The 19,179-nt window shown below is 67.3% G+C and carries 18 protein-coding genes and 1 riboswitch; of the genes, 10 read left to right on the forward strand and 8 right to left on the reverse strand.

Going from position 1 to position 19,179, the window contains the following annotated elements:
* The first annotated feature begins 167 nt into the window (after positions 1 to 167).
* Positions 168 to 281: riboswitch (guanidine-I (ykkC/yxkD leader) on the forward strand.
* 51 nt (positions 282 to 332) lie between these two features.
* Complete coding sequence (locus BTO32_RS11760) at positions 333 to 1,148, forward strand: ABC transporter permease (RefSeq protein ID WP_076724813.1); 816 nt, start codon at positions 333 to 335, stop codon at positions 1,146 to 1,148.
* Complete coding sequence (locus BTO32_RS11765) at positions 1,148 to 1,933, forward strand: ABC transporter ATP-binding protein (protein ID WP_076724814.1); 786 nt, start codon at positions 1,148 to 1,150, stop codon at positions 1,931 to 1,933. Before BTO32_RS11760 ends, BTO32_RS11765 begins: the two co-directional genes overlap by 1 nt.
* A 52-nt stretch (positions 1,934 to 1,985) precedes the next feature.
* Here the strand turns inward: BTO32_RS11765 and BTO32_RS11770 are convergent, their stop codons facing one another.
* The 3 genes from BTO32_RS11770 to pedF form a co-directional block, all read right to left on the reverse strand.
* A complete protein-coding gene (locus BTO32_RS11770; protein ID WP_076724815.1) occupies positions 1,986 to 3,761 on the reverse strand; it encodes a PQQ-dependent methanol/ethanol family dehydrogenase in 1,776 nt (591 codons plus the stop codon).
* A 158-nt stretch (positions 3,762 to 3,919) separates the two neighbouring features.
* Positions 3,920 to 4,876 carry a transporter substrate-binding domain-containing protein gene (locus BTO32_RS11775; protein WP_076724816.1) on the reverse strand — a complete coding sequence of 319 codons (957 nt, stop codon included), beginning with the start codon at positions 4,874 to 4,876 and terminating at the stop codon, positions 3,920 to 3,922.
* A 70-nt stretch (positions 4,877 to 4,946) separates the two neighbouring features.
* Positions 4,947 to 5,375 (reverse strand): cytochrome c-550 PedF, encoded by a 429-nt coding sequence (pedF, locus tag BTO32_RS11780; RefSeq protein ID WP_076724817.1) that lies wholly within the window; start codon positions 5,373 to 5,375, stop codon positions 4,947 to 4,949.
* A 370-nt stretch (positions 5,376 to 5,745) separates the two neighbouring features.
* Between pedF and BTO32_RS11785 the strand changes: the two genes are divergently transcribed.
* Both BTO32_RS11785 and BTO32_RS11790 read left to right on the forward strand, forming a co-directional pair.
* The gene (locus BTO32_RS11785; protein ID WP_425435229.1) at positions 5,746 to 7,593 is read left to right on the forward strand and encodes a methanol/ethanol family PQQ-dependent dehydrogenase; all 1,848 of its coding nucleotides are present in this window, start codon (positions 5,746 to 5,748) and stop codon (positions 7,591 to 7,593) included.
* Positions 7,594 to 7,648: 55 nt separating this feature from the next.
* Positions 7,649 to 8,302 carry a pentapeptide repeat-containing protein gene (locus tag BTO32_RS11790; protein WP_076724819.1) on the forward strand — a complete coding sequence of 218 codons (654 nt, stop codon included), beginning with the start codon at positions 7,649 to 7,651 and terminating at the stop codon, positions 8,300 to 8,302.
* An 11-nt stretch (positions 8,303 to 8,313) separates the two neighbouring features.
* Here BTO32_RS11790 and BTO32_RS11795 read toward each other — a convergent pair whose 3' ends face one another.
* Entirely contained in the window at positions 8,314 to 8,970 is a 657-nt protein-coding gene (locus BTO32_RS11795; protein ID WP_076724820.1) for a response regulator transcription factor, read from the reverse strand.
* Positions 8,967 to 10,193 carry a HAMP domain-containing sensor histidine kinase gene (locus BTO32_RS11800; protein WP_076724821.1) on the reverse strand — a complete coding sequence of 409 codons (1,227 nt, stop codon included), beginning with the start codon at positions 10,191 to 10,193 and terminating at the stop codon, positions 8,967 to 8,969. The genes BTO32_RS11795 and BTO32_RS11800 overlap by 4 nt, the downstream gene beginning before the upstream one ends.
* Positions 10,194 to 10,362: 169 nt before the next feature.
* Here BTO32_RS11800 and BTO32_RS11805 point away from each other — a divergent pair, with 169 nt between their 5' ends.
* Genes BTO32_RS11805 through BTO32_RS11820 form a run of 4 tightly spaced genes read left to right on the forward strand, consistent with a single transcriptional unit; the run spans position 10,363 to position 14,062 of the window.
* Positions 10,363 to 11,535, forward strand: a complete 1,173-nt coding sequence (locus BTO32_RS11805; protein WP_076724822.1) for an ABC transporter substrate-binding protein — start codon at positions 10,363 to 10,365, stop codon at positions 11,533 to 11,535.
* Positions 11,536 to 11,566: 31 nt separating this feature from the next.
* Positions 11,567 to 12,541: a YVTN family beta-propeller repeat protein gene (locus BTO32_RS11810; protein ID WP_076724823.1), complete on the forward strand. Its 975-nt coding sequence runs from the start codon at positions 11,567 to 11,569 to the stop codon at positions 12,539 to 12,541.
* Entirely contained in the window at positions 12,538 to 13,260 is a 723-nt protein-coding gene (locus BTO32_RS11815; protein ID WP_076724824.1) for an ATP-binding cassette domain-containing protein, read from the forward strand. Before BTO32_RS11810 ends, BTO32_RS11815 begins: the two co-directional genes overlap by 4 nt.
* A gap of 1 nt (position 13,261) precedes the next feature.
* Positions 13,262 to 14,062 carry an ABC transporter permease gene (locus tag BTO32_RS11820; RefSeq protein WP_076724825.1) on the forward strand — a complete coding sequence of 267 codons (801 nt, stop codon included), beginning with the start codon at positions 13,262 to 13,264 and terminating at the stop codon, positions 14,060 to 14,062.
* A gap of 4 nt (positions 14,063 to 14,066) precedes the next feature.
* Here BTO32_RS11820 and BTO32_RS11825 read toward each other — a convergent pair whose 3' ends face one another.
* Genes BTO32_RS11825 through BTO32_RS11835 form a run of 3 tightly spaced genes read right to left on the reverse strand, consistent with a single transcriptional unit; the run spans position 14,067 to position 16,874 of the window.
* Complete coding sequence (locus BTO32_RS11825; protein ID WP_076724826.1) at positions 14,067 to 14,810, reverse strand: ABC transporter; 744 nt, start codon at positions 14,808 to 14,810, stop codon at positions 14,067 to 14,069.
* Positions 14,797 to 15,717, reverse strand: a complete 921-nt coding sequence (locus tag BTO32_RS11830) for a metal ABC transporter solute-binding protein, Zn/Mn family (RefSeq protein ID WP_245820321.1) — start codon at positions 15,715 to 15,717, stop codon at positions 14,797 to 14,799. The genes BTO32_RS11825 and BTO32_RS11830 overlap by 14 nt, the downstream gene beginning before the upstream one ends.
* A 2-nt stretch (positions 15,718 to 15,719) precedes the next feature.
* The gene (locus BTO32_RS11835; protein WP_245820322.1) at positions 15,720 to 16,874 is read right to left on the reverse strand and encodes a hypothetical protein; all 1,155 of its coding nucleotides are present in this window, start codon (positions 16,872 to 16,874) and stop codon (positions 15,720 to 15,722) included.
* 148 nt (positions 16,875 to 17,022) lie between these two features.
* Between BTO32_RS11835 and zigA the strand changes: the two genes are divergently transcribed.
* On the forward strand, positions 17,023 to 18,225 hold the full coding sequence (gene zigA / locus BTO32_RS11840) for a zinc metallochaperone GTPase ZigA (protein ID WP_076724827.1): 1,203 nt from the start codon (positions 17,023 to 17,025) through the stop codon (positions 18,223 to 18,225).
* A 270-nt stretch (positions 18,226 to 18,495) separates the two neighbouring features.
* Positions 18,496 to 19,173: a response regulator gene (locus tag BTO32_RS11845; protein ID WP_076725095.1), complete on the forward strand. Its 678-nt coding sequence runs from the start codon at positions 18,496 to 18,498 to the stop codon at positions 19,171 to 19,173.
* Positions 19,174 to 19,179 lie beyond the last annotated feature (6 nt).

Below are 19,179 nucleotides of genomic sequence, written 5' to 3' on the forward strand. Positions count from 1 at the left end.
CGACGGCCCCGGAGCCTGGCCCGCGGAGGGCCCGGAGCCCCGGCCGTTGGCCATGCTGGCACGAAGCCTGCAGCCTCCTCTCCCGGGATGGTCACGACCCGACGGGGACGGACCACAAGCGATCGACGCACAGCAACACCGCCCCGTGTGCGGGCCACAATTTGGACACAATGGGTGACTAGGGTTCCGATCCGGACACGGCCTGCCGGCCGCACCGGATGGCTGGTCCGAGAGTCACCGACCTCTGGGAGGTTACACGGCGGGACAAAAGCCCGGGAGATCGGATTGCACGCGATTCCAGTGCCGTGTTCTGTGACCAGAGGAGACACACCATGCGACTGATCAACCGCACCCCGGGACGCCTCGCCGCCACCGCGCTCGGTGTGCTGCCCTTTCTCGCCATCCTGCTGTTCTACGGGCTTGCCTCCCAGCAGCGCCTGGCCGATAACCCCAATGACAAGCTCCTGCCCGGCATGACGCAGATGGCCGCCGCCGTGGACCGGATGGCGTTCGAGGAGGACCGCCGCAGCGGCGATTACCTGATGTGGGAGGACACCGTCGCCAGCCTGGAGCGCCTGGGGCTGGGCGTCGGCGTGGCGGCCTTGCTGGCGCTGGTGGTGGGGCTGGCCAACGGCGTGCTGCCGCTGGTCCGGGCGCACCTGGCCCCGTTGGTGTCGGCGCTGTCGATGATCCCGCCCCTGGCGATCCTGCCGATCCTGTTCATCGTGTTCGGCCTGGGCGAGCTGTCGAAGGTGATGCTGATTGTCATCGGCACCGCCCCGATCATGATGCGGGACCTGACCCAGCGGGTGCGGGAGCTGCCGGCCGAGCAACGGATCAAGATCCAGACCCTCGGTGCCAATTCCTGGCAGGTGATCACCCGCATGGCCCTGCCGCAGGTGTTGCCCCGTCTGATCGACGCGGTTCGCCTGAGCCTGGGACCGGCCTGGCTGTTCCTGATCGCCGCCGAGGCGATCGCCTCCACCGAGGGTTTGGGCTACCGCATCTTTCTGGTGCGCCGGTACCTCGCCATGGAGGTCATCCTGCCCTACGTGATCTGGATCACCCTGCTGGCAATCCTCATCGACCAGTGTCTGCGCCTGGCCAATCGCCGGCTGTTTCCCTGGTACAACGCGGGAGGTCACTGATGAGTTTCATCACCGTCCGGAATCTGTGGAAGAACTACGGCGACCAAGTGGTCCTGGAGAACCTCAACCTGAGCGTGCCCCAGGGGGAATTCTGCACCCTGGTGGGGGCCTCCGGCTGCGGCAAGTCGACGTTCCTGAAGATGCTGCTGGGGCAGGAAAGTCCGAGTCGGGGCGAACTGCTGCTGGACGGCCGGCCGTTCCCCCGGGAGCCGGACCGGCACCGGGGCATCGTGTTCCAGCGCTACTCGGTGTTCCCGCATCTGAGTGTGCGCCAGAACGTGCTGATGGGGTTGGAACTGGAACAGAAACCGGTCCTCGGCCGGCTGTTCGGCCGGGCCCGCCGGACCGCCCTGGCCCGAGTGGACGAGATGCTGGCCCAGGTCGGCCTGAGTGCCTCCGCACACCGCTGGCCCCACGAGCTGTCCGGCGGCATGCAGCAACGGCTGGCCATCGCCCAGTCGCTGATCATGCGGCCCCGGGTGCTGCTGCTGGACGAACCCTTCGGGGCCTTGGACCCGGGCATCCGGGCCGACATGCACGAGCTGCTGCTGACCCTGTGGCGGGAGACCGGCACCACCATTTTCATGGTCACCCACGACCTGCGCGAAGGCTTCTACCTGGGCACCCGGCTGCTGGTGTTCGACAAGGTCCGCAACGACCCGCACGCTCCCGGGGCCTACGGCGCCACCGTAACCTACGACCAGCCGATCGGGCAGGCCGACCGCCGGCTGTATCAGGACATCGAAGCCTCGGTGACCACCACCGCCCGGCACCAGGCGGCATAACCCCAAAAAAAGGGCTGCCCGGAGGCAGCCCGACAATGCCCGAACATGCAGATCAGTTCGACGCAATCCGGTCCCGGGGCAGCTTGAAGGTCCAGACCATGCCGCCCTGGTTGAAGTGCTTGACCACCTTGGCCACCTCACCGCCCCACAGGGGCACCGCGCCTCCCCAGCCGGACAGCACGGAGACGTACTGCTCGCCGTCCATTTCCCAGGTGATCGGAGACCCCACCACGCCGGAGCCGGTGTTGAACCGGTACAGTTCCTTGCCGGTGCGGGCGTCGAAGGCTTTCAGGTAGCCTTCCGGCGTGCCGGTGAACACCAGGTTGCCGGCGGTGGTCATCACCCCGCCCCACAACGGCGCGGTGTTCTCATAGCGCCAGACTTCCCGGCCGGTTGTCGGGTCCATGGCCCGCAACACGCCGATGTAGTCGTCGTTGGCCGGCCGGATGGTGAAGCCGGCGCCCAGGAACGCCGCACCCTTCTTGTAGGACACCGGCTCGTTCCAGATGTCCATGGCCCACTCGTTGGAGGGCACATAGAACAGACCGGTCCCCGGGTTATAGGCCATGGGCATCCAGTTCTTGCCCCCCAGGAAGGCGGGCTGCGCCAGGACGGTTTCGCCCTTGCCGCCCGAGCTCTTGGACGGATCCCCCGGACGGCCGCCCTCGGCGTAGATGGGGCGCCCGGTGTCCGGGTCCAGGCCCTTGGCCCAGGTGATCGTGTCCACGAACGGGAAACCGCGGATGAAGGCGCCGTTCTCGCGGTTCAGGACGTAGAAGAAGCCGTTGCGGTCGGCGGTGGCCGCCGCCTTCACGGTCCGGCCGTTCTCGTTCAGGTCGAAGGCGATCAGCTCATTGACGCCGTCGTAGTCCCAGCCGTCGTGGGGCGTGGTCTGGAAGTGCCACTTGATGCTGCCGTCGTCCGGGTCGATCGCCAGGCGGGAGGAGGAGAACAGGTTGTCCCCCGGGCGCAGGTGGGAGTTCCAGGGCGCCGGGTTGCCGGTGCCGAAGAACAGGGTGTCGGTGTCGGCGTCGTAGGTGCCGCCCAGCCAGGTGGCCGCGCCCCCGTTCTTCCACATGTCGCCCGGCCAGGTCCGGCCGGCCTGACCACCGGAAATGCCGTTCTCGATGGCCTTGCCGTCCCGGTACACATACCCCATGTGACCTTCGACGGTGGGCCGGGTCCACAGTTTTTCGCCGGTATTGGCGTCGTAGGCCTCAACCTTGCCGACGATGCCGAACTCACCCCCGGACACCCCGGTGATGACCTTGCCCTTGACGATCATGGGGGCGGCGGTGATGGCATAGCCGGCCTGGTAGTCCGCCACCTTCTTGATCCACATGGGCTTGCCGGTGTCCCGGTTCAACGCCACCAGCTTGGCGTCCAGGGTCCCGAAGATGACCTTGTCACCGTACAGGGCAACCCCCCGGTTGACCACGTCGCAACAGGGCATGATGCCGTCGGGCAGCCGGGCATCGTACTGCCACCGCTCCTCGCCGGTGCGGGCGTCGATGGCGTAGACCCGGGAGTAGGAGGCGGAAACGTACATCACCCCATCCTTGACCAGCGGCTGGGCTTCCTGGCCCCGCATCTTCTCGTTGCCAAAGGAAAAGGCCCACACCGGTTGCAGGTAGCGGACGTTGTCAGTGGTCAGATGGTCCAGCGGGCTGAACCGCTGGCCCGACAGGCCCATGCCGTAGGTGACCACGTCCTCCGTGGTCCGGGCGTCATTCAAGATGTCCTCGTCGGTCACCGCCAGGGCGCCGCAGGACACCGTCAGGGCCAGGGTGCCGGCGGCGACGCGTATCCCGAACTTGCTTGATCTCATGGTTGCGCTCTCCGATTCTCTTGTTGTCGGTTGCTCAGGCGAACCGGGAAATTTTCCCGCCTCCGGGACGATTCTTGGCGTTGTCGGCAAGCGCAACAATTGCCCGCCGGAACAGGTTTTCTCATCACTTGGTCGTACAACCCGACCGGCGGCGCGCCTCAGCGCTGGCCCTGCGCCCGGGCCAGGGCGTCCGGCGCCAGGAACGCCCGGTAGTACTGGGGCACGCTGTAGCGCAGCCCCTCGGCGGCAAACAGCGCCGCCAGCGCCCCGGACCGTACCAGGTGGTCGATCACCCCCTCCAGGGCATACCCCAGCTGGCGATGGGTGTGCTTGATCGCCAGGCCCACATCCCAGCGTTGGCGAACAATGCCGGGGAAGCCGGTGTCCGCGGCCCGAAAGCGGGCGTGGCCGGGCCAGTTCAGTTCGTGGTCGATCTCCGCGCGCATGCCCATGACCCCGCTCACCTCGCCCCGGGCCATGGCCGCGAAGGCCGCCCGCACGTTCCGGTAGTGCCGGACCTGATCCCGCAACCGGCCGCCCAGGCCGGAGCTCAGGTAGAAATCCGGCAAGGTGTCGATTTCCACGCCGATGGGGTGGTACTGGAACACCGCCACCGAGTCGACCTCCGCCAGCTGGTCCGGGTCATAGGCGATTTGCCAGGTTTCCTGCTGATAGGGCCCGAACAGCACCACCTGCTCGTTGATGTACTCGCCGGTGGCATCCCGCAGGTAGGCGTATTCGGTGTCGTAGGGCACCCGCAGCATCACGTCCGCCAGTCGCTGCCGGTCCAGATAGTGCCCTTTCCAGACGTTGTTGCGCAGATCGTCCCCCAGGTTTTCATCCGGGGTGATCCAGTGCACCCGGAACTCGACCCCCAGGCCCTCGGCCAGGCGCTTGCCCAGCGCCACGTCGATGCCCCGGGGCTCCCCGTCCACCTCGTAGGAGTAGGGTGGAAAGTCCCGGTAGACCCCGACCTTCAAGTAGCCGGAGGCCAGGATGACGTCGTAGGTGCGGTCGGAGGGACGGTTGAGCAGGGCGTTCCCGTCCCCGGTGGTCTCGGCCCGGGCCTGCCCCCAGGCCAGCAGCAGTGTCAGAACCAGCGTCATGGCTTTCATGCGGTTTCCCCCAACGGCGACGGGCCGGCACTGGGCCGGCCCGGATCGGCTGCCCGAACGAACGGTGGCATCACTCGGGCTTTGGCAAGGACTCGATGTAGGTTTTGATGGCCCACATGGCGTTCTGATCCAGAGTGTTCTTCCAGGACGGCATACCCCGGTCGGTGCCGTTGCGCACCCGGGTGATGAAGTATTCGTCGTCCCAGATGCTCAGTTCCCGGAGGTCCGGGGTCAGGCCACCGGACATGGCGCGAATGCCATGGCAGCCGGCGCAGTTGCCGGCGTAGGCGCTCTCGCCGACCCGGATGGCCTCGGCATTGAACTGTTCCAGCTCGTTGCCGATCCGGAACGGGTTTTCGGTGCGGACCTCGTCTCCCAGGTCCGGCAGCTTGCCGGTGTCGACGGCCTGCGGTGTCACGTTGCCATGGGCGCCGGCGTAGCCGGCCATCCCCAGCAGGAAGGCCAGCACGGCCGCTCTGGACGAATAGGACAATGTCATTGTTGTTACCTCTGTGTTTTTGTTACCCCGTGCGTTGGCGCGTCTCCGCCGCCGGTTGCCATCGGGCTGTCCCCAGTCTAGGAATCGCCCGGCCCGACCCGAATGCCACTTTCGGGGCTTTGGCGTACTCCCTTGGTCGTACACGGACAGGGCGAAGGCGAAAGCAGGACGCCGGCGGCGGCGCGGCAAAAAAGCCTCGCGATTCAATCACCCGGCCCGGTCACGGGAGGATTTCCCGGCTTCCGGCGGCGTTTTCCCGGACCTTCCGGGCGGTTTTCCGTCGCCGTGGCCCGGGCTGCGGACCAATACTCGGAACGTCCACGCCAAGCGCGCGACGAGACAACAAGAAACCAAGGGGAACACCATGACCATCACCACACGCAAACGCCCGCTGCTGCGCGGGATCGGCCTGGCCCTGGCGCTGGGCTCCGCCTCCGGCCTGGCCCTGGAGGCCGGGGCCCGGGAAGTCACCTGGGACGACATCGTCAATGACGCCACCACCACCGAGGACGTGCTCAGCTACGGCATCGGTCCGAAGGCCCAGCGTTACAGCCCGCTGGCCACCATCCACCGGGACAACGTGGAGCGGCTGGTGCCGGCCTGGTCCTTCTCGTTCGGCGACGAGAAGCAGCGGGGCCAGGAGTCTCAGGCACTGGTACACGATGGCGTCGTCTACATCACCGCCTCCTACTCGCGGCTGTTCGCCCTGGACGCCCGCACCGGCGAGCGCCTGTGGGAGTACAACCACCGCCTGCCCGAAGGCATCCGGCCCTGCTGCGACGTGGTCAACCGGGGCGCCGCCATCTTTGGCGACAAGGTGTTTTTCGGCACCCTGGACGCGGGCATCGTCGCCCTCAACAAGGACACCGGCAAGGTGGTCTGGCGTGAGAAGTTCGAGGACCACGAAGCCGGCTACACCATGACCGGCGCACCGGTGCTGGTGAAGGACCAGAAAACCGGGCGGGTGCTGCTGATCCACGGCTCCTCCGGTGACGAGTTCGGCGTGGTGGGCAAGCTGTACGCCCGCGACCCGGACACCGGCGAGGAGGTCTGGATGCGCCCCTTCGTGGAAGGCCACTATGGCCGCTTGCACGGCAAGAAGAGCACCCCCTCCGGAGATCCCCGGGCCCCCAGCTGGCCGGACGACCCGGACACGGATACCGGCAAGGTGGAGGCCTGGAGTCACGGCGGCGGCGCGCCCTGGCAGAGCGCCAGCTTCGATGTGGAAACCAACACCATCATCGTCGGTGCCGGCAACCCGGCGCCCTGGAACACTTGGAAGCGCACCGCGCCGGGTGGCCGCCCCGGGGACTACGACAACCTCTACACCTCCGGCCAGGTGGGCGTGGACCCGACCACGGGCGAGATCAAGTGGTTCTATCAGCACACCCCGAACGATGCCTGGGACTACTCCGGCAACAACGAGCTGGTGCTGTTTGAATACAGCGAAAACGGCCAGACGGTGAAGGCCACCGCCCATGCCGACCGCAACGGTTTCTTCTATGTCGTGGACCGGACCCGCGGCCAGTTCATAAAGGCGTTTCCGTTCGTCGACAACATCACCTGGGCCAAGGGCATCGACCCGGACACCGGCCGGCCCATCGAGGCGGCAGGCTCACGCCCGCCTCTGCCCGCCCCGGGCGAGAGCCGGGGCGAGGCGATCGAGGTCTCGCCACCGTTCCTGGGGGGCAAGAACTGGAGCCCCATGGCCTACAGCCCGGATACCGGCCTGTTCTACATTCCCGCCAACCACTGGAAGGAGGACTACTGGACCGAGGAAGTCCGGTACAAGAAAGGCGCCGCCTACCTGGGCCAGGGATTCCGCATCAAGCGTATGTACGACGACCACGTGGGTACCCTGCGGGCCTTTGATCCCCTGACCGGCAGCCTCCGCTGGGAACATCAGGAAAAAATGCCGCTGTGGGCCGGCGTGCTGGCCACCCGCGGCGGCCTGGTGTTCACCGGAACCGGCGACGGCTATCTGAAAGCCTTTGACGCCGACACCGGCGAGGCGCTGTGGAAGTTCCAGACCGGCTCAGGAATCATCTCGCCCCCCATCACCTGGGAAATGGACGGCGAGCAGTACGTCGGCGTGGCTTCCGGCTACGGGGGCGCGGTGCCGCTCTGGGGGGGTGACATGGCGGAACTGACCAAGCCGATCTCCCAAGGGGGATCCTTCTGGGTGTTCAAGCTGCCCGCCTGGGCCACCCGCCACTGACCCCAGCCGCCGTGGCGACCCGGAAAGGGCCGCCACGGCGATAAGGAGACTCACCATGCGCACACTTGCCTTTGCCTCGGCGCTGTTGTTCCTGCCTCCGACCCAGGCTGGCGATTACCTGGCGGGGCTGGACCAGCCCCCGGTGCTCAACGGCTGCACCCTGGCGCGCCAGACTCAGTGCCCGGGCGCGGACCTGCGGGGTGCCGACCTGTCCCACCGGGACCTCAGCGCCGCCCATCTCAAGGGCGCCGACCTGACCGGCGCCAACCTGAACCACACCAACCTGCGGGGCGCCAATCTGGACGGCGCACACCTGGACGGTGCCAGCGGCTATCGCCTGAACCTCACCCGCGCCTCGATGCGCGGTGCCAGCGTGCACCACGCCCAGTTGCAGGGCCTGCAAGCGGAGTACCTGTTCGCCCAGGGCGCGGATTTTTCCGGCAGCGACCTCACCGGCGCCGACCTGGGCTTCGCCCGGCTGTCCGGAGCGCGGCTGCACCAGACCCGGCTGGCGTTTGCCCGTCTGGAAATGGCGTGGCTGCCGAAAGCAGACCTCGGGGAGGCCGATCTCACCGGCGCGAACCTTCAGGAAGCCAAGTTGGGCTGGGCCAACCTGGCCCAGGCCATTCTCACCGCAGCGCGCATTCACTACGCCACCTTCGAGGGGACCGACATGGAGGGGTGCACGGACTGCCCGTTCGACTGGTAGCCACGGCGGGCTCAGGCCCGCCGCTCCGGCGCCCTCTGCCCGTAGCGGACCAAGCCGGCGTCCACCGCCAGATGCACCAGCGCCACCGAGGAGGCCACCTGTAACTTGCCCTTGAGCATCGCCAGGTGGTTGGAAACCGTCTTGCCGCTGACGCACAGACGGCCAGCGATTGTCTGGATGCTGTCCCCCCGAGCGTACATCAGAAGCACTTCCAGCTCCCGCTGGGTCAGATCCCGCAGCCGATGGTCCAGCGGCCGTTCCCGATTCATCGCCAGCCGGGTGGCGATGGGGTGCTCGATGTAGGGCTGGCCGGCGGCCACCCGGCGCACGGCCTCCGCCAGAGCCTCCGGCGCGCAGCTCTTGGACACGAAGCCAAGGCCACCCACCGCCAGCGCCTGGCGCACCATCGGCAGCTCGTCGTGCATGGTGAAGAACAGCAACGCCGCGCCCCGCCAGCGCTGCCGCAGGCGACGTCCCACTTCCAGCCCGGAAATGTCCGGCAGCCCCATGTCCAGCAGCACCACATCCGGGTGCCAGCGGGCGTATTCGGCCACCGCCTCCTGACCGGTCGCCACCTCGGCCACGGTCAGCCCCGGCATCATGGACCGCAACAAATTGGCGATGCCCTGGCGCACCACCGGGTGGTCATCAACGATCATCAGTTTCATGACGGATCTCCTGGAACCGGAACGGCCGCCGGCAGGGGCACGGACAGGCGGATCCGGGTGCCCCGTCCCTCGGCGCTGAAGAACTGGACCCGGCCCCCCAGGCATCGGGCCCGTTCGCGCATGGAACGCAGCCCCAGCCCCGCCCGGGCCATCAACTGGGCACTGCCCACGCCATCGTCCCGCACATCCACCTGCAACCGGCCCGCCGAACAGACCACCGCCAGCCGGGCGTGGCTGGCGTGGGCATGGCGGGACACGTTGTTGAGGGCTTCCTGGAGGAACCGGTAGAGGTGGGTCTGCTGCTCGCCGCTCAGGGCCGGCAACCGCTCGTCCAGCGCCAGCTCGCAGCGCAGGCCGCTGAGCCGCTGCCACTGCTCGGCCAAGTGCCGGATGGCGCTGGCCAGCCCCAGCTGCTCCATGACCAGCGGATGCAGATCCTGCAACAGATGCCGGAAGTGCCGCTGCACCGTTGCACAGTGACGCTCCAGGTCCCGGGCCTGCCGGCGCTGGTGCTCCCCCAGGTCCGGGTCGTACAGCCAGCTGCGGGCCTGGGCCCGGATACCGGTGAGGTACTGCCCCAGGTCGTCATGCAAGACCCGGGCGATGTGGGCCCGCTCCCGGTCCTGCAGCTGCAGCAACTCGTGCAGCAACCGGCGCACGGTGTCCTGTTCCGCCTGCAACGCCCCGGCCATGTGATTGAACCGGCGCGCCAGGGCATCCAGTTCCCGCACGCCCTGGCGCGGCAGGCGCGCGTCGAGCCGGCCACCGGCGATCTGATCCATCGCCGCGGCCAGATCCCACAGCGGCCGCACCCCCCGCCGGACCACCTGGAACAGGGCCAAGAAACACAGCACCAGGCCAAGGCCGTACGCCAGGGACACCAGCAGGAACCCTTCCCAGATTTCCGCCACTTCGTCCGCCGGGTCCAGCCGCCAGCCGTGAATCGTCCGGGGGCCCGCCCCGTCCACCAGCCACTGCCGGAACCTGTCCGGAGCCGTGCCGGCGGGCGCCGCCTCATCCGCCGGATGCAGGTGGCGCAGGGCCGACACCGCCGCGGCCGGCAGGGTCGAAGGCGGCCCCAGGGCAAGGGCCAGGCCCGCGACGCCGTCCAGTTCCCGCTGCACGTCGAGCCGGGCCTGATGGATGTAGAGCGCGGCGCCCAGGGCGTAGATCATCAGGAACACCGCCAGCATGACCAAAGCGGTTGTCCGGTAGGCTGTCATGGTTGTTGTCCGTTCACTGTCAGCAAGCCGCCGTCGTTCCCCTCCATGCTAGTGCCTGCGCGTCCGGCCGGAATACTTCTTTAGTACCGCCAGTTTCCTACTTTCTGAATATTTCCGGGCCCCGGGGCCTTCTCTAAGCTGGAAGCACAAGAACAACAGGGAGATTCCCATGCGCCGCTTCCTTCGGCTCCTGGCCATCGTTCTGCACAGCACCCTGACGGCGGCCCCTCTGGCGGCCGGCGAGCTGGCCGTGCGCATCGGCTACCTGCAATGGCACCCGGACCCGGGGCCGGTGCTCTCGAACGTGCTGCCCGAGCCGAAAGACGCCGGCCAGCGCGGCGCCGAGTTGGCCATCCGGGACAACGCCACCACCGGCCGCTTTCTCGGCCACCACTATGCCCTGATTACCCGGGTGGCCGGATCGGAACCGGCGCTGCTCGAGGCCTTCGATCAACTGCGCCGGGACGGGCTGGACCTGTTCGTGGTCAATGTGCCCGCGGCGACCCTGGACGCGCTGATGCAACACGCCGGCGGGCAGGCCCTGGTGTTCAACGCCGGCGCCCGGGACGACCGCCTGAGACGCCGCGACTGCGACAGCCACCTGCTGCACACCCTGCCCAGCTACGCCATGCTGACGGACGCGCTGGGGCAATGGCTGAACTGGCGACGCTGGCGCCGGGTGTTCCTGGTCACCGGGCCAACGCCGGCGGACCAAGCCTGGGCCTCGGCGTTCCGCCGGTCCGCCGCCCGCTTCGGCCTGACCCTCGTCGAGGACAAGCCTTGGACCTTCAACGCCGATCTGCGCCGCACCGCCGCCCGGGAATTGCCGCTGTTCACCCAGGCCCGGGACTACGATGCGGTGGTGGTGGCCGATGTCCGCGGAGACTTTGGCGAGTACGTGCCCTTCAACACCTGGCTGCCGCGACCGGTGCTGGGGACCCAGGGCATGCGCCCGGTGGCCTGGCATCGGGTGGTGGAGAGCTGGGGCGCGGCCCAGCTACAGAACCGCTTCCGGCAGCTCGCCGGCCGCGACATGACCGCGGAGGACTACGCCGCCTGGGCGGCGGTCCGTTCCCTCGGCACCGCCGTGACCCAGGCCGGCACGGCAGACATGGAACGGCTGCGGGCGACACTGTTCGACGACGAATTCCAGCTCGCCGCCTTCAAGGGGCGGAAGCTGACCTACCGGCCCTGGAACGGCCAGTTGCGGCAGCCCATCCCCCTGGTGCACCCCCGGGGGCTGGTGGCGCAGGCGCCGTTCGAGGGCTTTCTGCACCCGCGCACGGATCTCGACACCCTCGGCTTCGACGAACCCGAGAGCCAGTGCCGAATCCACGGCTGACCCACCGACAGCGACCCGACGGAGCTCCGACATGACCCCTTGCCTCAGACACACCGCGCTCGCCACCCTGCTGACCCTGGCCCACCCGGCCCAGGCGGGCCTGGCCTACGTTTCCAACGAAAAGGACAACACTCTCTCGGTGATCGACACCGACTCGATGACCGTGGTGGATACGGTGCCCGTTGGCCAGCGCCCTCGCGGCATCCTGCTGTCCAAGGACCATACCCGGCTGTACATCTGCGCCAGCGACGACGACACCGTGCAGGTGATGGACCTGGCGAGCCGCCGGATCATCGACACCCTGCCCTCGGGCGAAGACCCGGAGCAGTTCGCGCTGCACCCCAACAACCGGCACCTGTACATCTCCAACGAGGATGACGCCATCGTCACGGTGGTGGACGTGCAAACCAAGGCGGTGCTGGCACAGATCGAGGTCGGGGTCGAGCCGGAAGGGATGGCGGTGAGCCCGGACGGACGCTGGGCGGTCAACACCACCGAAACCACCAGCATGTTGCACTGGATCAACACCGAAACCTTCGAGATCGAGAAAAACATCGTCGTCGGCCAGCGCCCCCGCCACATCGAGTTCAGCCAGGACAGCCGGTTTGCCTGGGCCTCCAGTGAAATCGGCGGCACCGTCCACGTGATCGACGTCGAACGGCTGGAGCCGATCCGCGAACTCACCTTCAAGGTTCCCGGGGTCAACCCCGACCGGATCCAGCCGGTGGGCATCGCCCTCACCTCCGACGGTCGCTACGCCTTCATCGCCCTCGGCCCGGCCAACCACATCGCGGTGGTGGACGCCCACACCTACGAAGTGCTGGATTACCTGCTGGTGGGGCGGCGGGTGTGGCAACTGGACCTGGACCGTGACGAAACGTACCTCTACGCCACCAACGGTGTCTCCGGCGACGTGTCGGTGATCGACGTGGACCGGCTCGAGGTGGTCAAGTCGATCAAGGTGGGGCGCTACCCCTGGGGCGTGGTCGTCGATCCCTCGTCATGACCGTGGACATCCGGAACCTCGGCTTCCGTTACGGCAATACGCCGGTGCTGAGGGCAATCAGCTTCCGCCTGGACCCTGGCCGCTTCCACGCCCTGCTGGGCCCGAACGGTGCCGGCAAATCCACCCTGTTCGGTCTGCTGACCCGATTGCTGGCGTTGCAGCAAGGTGAGATCCGGATCGCCGGCACATCCCTGGCCCGACACCCCGCCGCCGTCATGGGACAGATCGGCGTGGTTTTCCAGCACAGTGCCCTGGATCCGGACCTGACGGTGCGCCAGAACCTCGCCTACCACGCCGCCCTGCAGGGCCTGTCCCGCCGCGAGGCCCGGCGACGGGGCGACCGGGAACTGGCCCGGTTCGGCCTGCTGGAACGGGCCAACGAGCGGGTCCGGCAGCTCAACGGCGGCCACCGGAGGCGCCTGGAAATCGCCCGGGCACTGTTGCACCGACCGTCGTTGCTGCTGCTGGACGAGGCCACCGTCGGACTCGACCCGGCCAGCCGCGCGGCCCTCAACTCGCACGTCCGTGATCTCTGCCGCGAAAGGGCGCTGACGGTGCTCTGGGCCACCCACCTGATCGAAGAAATCCGGCCCGAGGACCGGGTGCTGATCCTGCACCGGGGCCGGCTGCGGGCCGACGGCACCGGTCAGGCCCTGTGTCGGGCCCTGGGCGGCCGGGACCTCGCCGACACGTTCCGGACCCTGACCGGAGGCGACTGACGTGGACGCATCTCGTTACTGGCACGGTTTCATCGGCATTCAGGTGCGGGAATGGCGGCGCTTCTGGCAACAACGGACCCGGCTGGCCAGCGCCCTGGTCCGGCCGCTGCTGTGGCTGGTGGTGTTCGCCGCCGGCTTCCGCGCCGTACTGGGCATCGCCATCCTGCCGCCCTACCAGACCTACATCACCTACGAAACCTACATCGTGCCCGGGCTGTGCGGCATGATCATCCTGTTCAACAGCATGCAGGGCGCCCTGTCGATGGTTTACGACCGGGAGCTGGGCAGCATGCGGGTCCTGCTGGTAAGCCCCCTGCCGCGGCCGTTCCTGCTGTTCACCAAGCTGCTGGCCATGGCCGGCGTGGCGGTGGTCCAGGCCGGGGTTTTCCTGGCCCTCGCTCGCCTGGTCGGGGTGCAGCCGCCTCCGGCCGGCTACCTCGCGGCGGTGCCGGCGCTCGTGCTCACCAGCCTGATGCTGGGTGCGCTCGGACTGCTGATTGCCACCTGGATCCGGCAACTGGAAAACTTCGCCGGCGTGATGAATTTCGTCATTTTCCCGATGTTCTTCCTGTCCTCGGCGCTGTACCCCCTGTGGCGGATGCGGGAAGCCAGCCCGTGGCTGTACTGGGCCTGCCAGCTGAATCCGTTCACCCACGCGGTGGAGGCGATCCGTTTTTCCCTCTATCTGGAGTGGAACCCGCTGGCCTGGGGCATCACCGGCACGGTCACCCTGCTGCTGGCGGCACTGGCGAGCACCGGCTTCCGGCCCCAGCGAACCCGGATCCTGTCCGGGCGGCGCTGACCGGTCAGGCCCGGCGCCGGGCCGGGAACCACATGGCCAGGGCCGCCACCAGGGTGGTCACCACCACCGCCGGGCCCGCCGGCACATCCGCCAGCACCGACAGGCCGAGACCACCGGCGTGGCCGGCCAGGGCCGCAGCCATGGCCAGCGCCGGACCGCGGCCCTGGAGCCGGCCCTGCACCCAAGGAGTGATGATCAGGGTGGCGAACACCACATACAGGCCCGCCAGGGCCACCGAATAGGTGACCGCCAGCGCGAACACCGGCAGGAAACCGGCACCGGCGGACCAGCCGCGCCGGCGCCAGGACAACAGCGCCATCAGCAGGGCCAGGACGGACAACGCTGACAGCACCGGCCACTCCGCCCACAGCAGGTCGCCGGACACCGCCCGGTGCAGAACCTGGGCTCCGTGGGGGTCGCCGCTGACCACCAGTACGGCCAGGCTGGCGCCCACGACATAGAGCACCCCAATGGCCGCCTCCCGGGTGGCACCGGGCAGGCGGAGGGTCCAGTGAACCGCGCCTGCGGCCAGCAACGCCAGCCCCAGGCTGCTGACCGGAGCCCCGGCCAGAGCCGGATCCCAACCGAGGTAGCGACCGGCCAGCGCCCCCAGCGAAGCCCACTGGGCGATCGCCAGGTCGGCGAAGAGGACGCCCCGGGCAATGACCTGGTAGCCCAGGGGCACCAGCAGCAGACACAGCAGGATGCTGCCAAGCAGAGGCGGGAGCAACCAGTCAAGGCTGGTCAACGGCGCCCTCCCCGGACGGATCCAGCAGCGCCGCGACGATGGTCGAGATGAGCTCGGCCAGGGTGTCCGTCGCGGCATCGTCGGTTACCGTGCCCGGCAGAACCCGCACCGGCTTGCCGGTCTGCTCAGACAACCATTGCGCCGGCCGGGGATCCTGGTGGCTGGCCACCAGAATGGCATCGGCCGGGCCCAGTTCCGGAGCCGCCAGCAGCTGTTGCAGGTGCGCGGCGCTGGGCGGCAGCCCGGGTTTGGGTTCCAGATCCAGAACCGCCTCCACCCCCAGCCAGTCCAGCAGGTAGCGGAAGCTGCCGTGCTGAACCACTACCGAGTGTCCGCGCAGGCGTTCCGCCGCCTGTCGCCAGACCTCGCGCTGCTGGTTCCAGGCCCCCCGCCAGCGCAGGTAACGTACGAACAACTGGGAGGACAGATCCGGGCGGAGCTGGCGCAGCCGTTCCATCAGGGCCTCGGCAATGCGTGGCAACCGGTCCGGCGCCAGGTGCACGTGGGGGTTACCCTCCGGATGCACGTCCCCCATGCTGCGGTCAACAGGGCGGTGAGCATCCCGCAGTTCGACCTGCTCGGCCGCCAGGAACAGGCCCGGTCGACCGACCTGGATGGCCGGATTGGCCGCACGTTGTAGCAGGGTCGGCAGCCAGCCCGCCTCCAGTGAGGCCCCTGTGCACACCGCCAGATCGGCCCGGCGCAGCTTGGCAATCAGACTGGGACGCGCCTCGATGTAGTGAGGATCCTGCAGGTAATGGGTGGCGGTCGTAATGTCAGCCTCGGGCAACCATGCCCGCACCAGCGCCGCCCACTCCGGTTCACAGGCGAAGACGTGAAACTCGGCCCGGGCCGGCTGCGCCAGCAGACCGGCCAGCAGGGCCATAACCACGGCGGCGGTGCGCACGCTCAGAACCCGTGCGCGCCATGCGCGCCCAGCGACATCACGTACTGCACCGTTACGGTATCATCGGCGTTGTCGAAACCGTTGCCATCCTGGTGGGTGTACTGCAGCCGCAGGGTGGAGAAGTGGGAGTGGGACCAGGCCAGCATCACTTCCGTCTCGTCCAGACTCTGGTCGTGGAAATGATCGTCATGGGCTTGGCGCAGGTCCACTTCACCGTAGCGAAGGCCGGCAGACCACTGCGGCGCGAAGCGGTATACCCCGGACAGGTACCAACCCTCGTGGGTGTCGTCCGAAGTGGCGTACCGGTTCAGGTCGTCGGCGTAGAGGTACTCGCCACTCAGGGTCAGCTGCTGCTCCCTGGCATTGCCGTTGGGCGCCCACTTCCAGACCGCATCGGCGATGTAGAGGTTTCTGCCGGTGTAGGAGGCGGCATGGCTGTGCTCATGTTCCTCTCCCTCTTCGTCGTGGTCTTCCTCGACGACCCCGGCGTTACGGTTACGCAGGTAGGACAGCCCCAGCTGCCAGCTCTGGGATACCGACAGGTCCCCACCGACGCGGGTGTTGAGGGTGAACACCCCCAGTTCCTCGTCGCCTTCCGACAGGGACGCGCCACTGAATACCTCGGCTCCCACCTGCCAGAAGAAGGGGGTGGGCAGGAGGGCATTGAGACGGACGCCGTCGTCGTAGTAGTGGCTGCCCAGCAGGGCGCGGTAGGCCGCCGGACGCTCGACGAAGTCGTCTTCGTGGAGGTGGCGGCCGTTCAGATAGCCCACTTGTGACAGGAACCGTCCGGCCCGGACGCTCAGGGATGCCGGCAGGCCGTTGGTTTGCAGATAGGCTTCTTCCACCTGCACTTCGCTCTCGCCCTCGTGCTCTTCGTACACGGTGGTCAGGCGACCAGAAAACAGGTCATCGATGGGCGCCGACAGGGTCAGCTCGGTGTGGCCCAGGCCAAAGCCCTTGTCCCGGTGCGACAGGGCGGTGTCCTCCTGCTTGTAGTAGCCGTCGAGCGTAACACTGACGTCGGGGTTCAGTGCGTCGCCCTGGACCTCCGGCGCGGCCAGCACCACCAGCGGGATCAGGGCCCGGGTAAACGAACGTGGCGGCATCACGGCGGCCCGTCGCTGGCCACCCCCGCGTTTGGGTAAAACATCCATCCAGCAAGCTCCTTGATTATGTCGCGCTAAAACCTTGAGTGCGTGAGCGCAGACGCTTCGCTCATCGCGAACAAAATGTTATGTTATAACATCTCTACCGTAAACCCCGGGCCAACCGCCCAACCTGTCTCGTTCAAGGAGCCCAACCATGTCCAATGCCGATCAACGTCTGCCGGTCACCGTGCTGTCCGGATTCCTCGGCGCGGGCAAGACCACCGTGCTGAACCATATTCTCAACAACCGCGAAGGGCGACGGATCGCCGTCATTGTCAACGACATGAGCGAGGTCAACATCGACGCAGCCCAGGTCCAGCAGGAAGTCAGCCTGAACCGGGCCGAAGAAAAGCTGGTGGAAATGAGCAACGGCTGCATCTGCTGCACCCTGCGGGAGGACCTGCTGCTGGAGGTGCGGCGACTGGCCCGCGAGGGCCGCTTCGACTACCTGGTCATCGAATCCACCGGCATCTCCGAACCCCTGCCGGTGGCGGAGACCTTTACCTTCGCCGACGAGGACGGCACCAGCCTGTCCGACATCGCTCGGCTCGACACCATGGTCACCGTGGTGGATGCCGCCAATTTTCTGCGTGACTACGACGCCGCGCGCTCCCTGCAGGAGACGGGGGAAAGCCTGGGTGAGGAGGATGAGCGCAGCGTGTCGGACCTGCTGGTGGACCAAGTGGAGTTCGCCGACGTGTTGCTGATCAGCAAAACCGACCTGGTCAGCGAAACCGAACTGGCACGGCTCCAGGCGGTGCTGCGCAGCCTCAACACCGAGGCGGACATCGTGCCGATCCGCAATGGCCAGGTTCCCCTGGACCGGGTCCTGAATACCGGACGGTTCAGCTTCGAGCGGGCCCAACAGGCCCCGGGCTGGCTCAAGGAAATGCGTGGCGAGCACATTCCGGAAACGGAGGAATACGGCATTTCCAGTTTTGTCTATCGGGCGCGCCGTCCCTTCCACCCGGCGAAATTCCATGAGTTCCTGCACCAACCGGTCGCCCGCGGCCGGCTGATCCGCTCCAAGGGGTATTTCTGGCTGGCCTCCCGCCCCGAATTCGCCGGCCACTGGAGCCAGGCCGGCGGTATGGCCCGGTTCGGCTGCGCCGGACTGTTCTGGAAGGCCGTGCCGACCAACCAGTGGCCCCAGGATCCGGAATACCGCGAGGCGATTCTCGCCAACTGGGAAGAACCTTTTGGCGACATGCGCCAGGAGCTGGTGTTCATTGGCCAGAACATCGACCAAGAGGCCATCACCCGCGCGCTCGACGCCTGCCTGCTGGACGACGAGCAGCTGCTGGCCGGCCAGGCGTTCTGGCGCACCCTGAACGACCCCTTCCCCGCCTGGGACTGAGCCTCCCAGCCGAATCCCGCCACTCACCGCCCGCCGTCCGGCGGGCGGATATTCGACTTTGGTACCGGTTGTTTACTGCGATGGTCGCATTCAACCGGTCGCCGCAATCGCGTGTAATGAAACGATCACAAGAATAAAGGGCGGGGTCCGGCCACCGCCATCGAGGAGGACACCATGCTGAACGAGCTGGAGACTGCGGAATCCCGGAAAACGCGCGACGACACCCGGAGAACCGTTCCCGGTCCCGACAACCGACAGGCAGACACGGACATGGAGCCCGCCTACAAAATCCTCATCGCCGATGACCACCCACTGTTCCGGGAGGCCATCATCAGCGTCATTGCCTCAGGCTTTGAGGGTAGCGAAATCCTGGAAACCGACGACCTGGACAGCGCTCTGGCCATCACCCGGGCCCACGATGACCTCGACCTGATCCTGCTGGACCTGAACATGCCCGGCATGCACGGCCTGAACGGGCTGATCACGCTGCGCAACGAAGCCCCGACGATTCCGGTGGTGATTGTATCCGCTGAGGAAGACAAACAGGTGGTGCTGCAGGCCATCACCTATGGCGCGGTCGGTTTCATCACCAAATCCTCGCCCCGGGCCCGGATGACCGAGGCCATCCAGCAGATTCTCAACGGCAACGTCTACCTGCCCTCGGACATCATCCGCACCGGCAAGGAAAGCCCCCAGCGCCGGAGCCGGCCGGAGGACCACCCGATCTCTCCGGAAACCCTCAATTCCCTGACCCGGCGCCAGCTGCTGGTGCTTGAGCGCATGTCCAAGGGCGAATCCAACAAGCAGATTGCTTACAACCTCAACATCGCCGAAACCACCGTGAAGGCCCATGTCTCCGCCATCCTGCGCAAGCTGGGCGTGCACAACCGGGTGCAGGCCATCCTCTCCGCCGGCGACGTGGATTTCAGCCAGTACCTCAAGCGCTGAGCCCCG

This window comes from Marinobacter lutaoensis, from assembly GCF_001981305.1.
In the GTDB taxonomy this organism is placed as follows: Bacteria; Pseudomonadota; Gammaproteobacteria; order Pseudomonadales; family Oleiphilaceae; genus Marinobacter; species Marinobacter lutaoensis.